Below are 241 nucleotides of genomic sequence, written 5' to 3'. Positions count from 1 at the left end.
AAATGAGCTGACCTTCTGTAGTACGGTAGTACTCTTCAACCGCTGAGCGATGTATCGAGTGTGTCCAACGAATGGAAAATTCCCCCTCCTCGCCAAGCCTGCTGCTCCAGATGAGCTTTTGGGTTTGAGAATCACGGATGACGAGCGAAGTGTGCATTGGGACGGTCAGGATGCAGGCGACAGCAAGCATCAAGAGGAAGGAGAAAAGGCGGAACGTGGTCCGCCCTTTTGTAGCTGCAAC

General features: G+C 52.7%; 1 protein-coding gene. It reads left to right on the top strand.

What is annotated here, in order from left to right:
- Positions 1-58: 58 nt before the first annotated feature.
- A partial coding sequence (locus SB775_RS33250) for a hypothetical protein (RefSeq protein ID WP_410865561.1) occupies positions 59-241 on the top strand: 183 nt, incomplete at its 3' end.

This window comes from Peribacillus sp. SIMBA_075, assembly GCF_046534585.1.
Note: the sequence above shows the minus strand (reverse complement) of the source record. Positions and strands in the feature narration are given on the sequence as shown.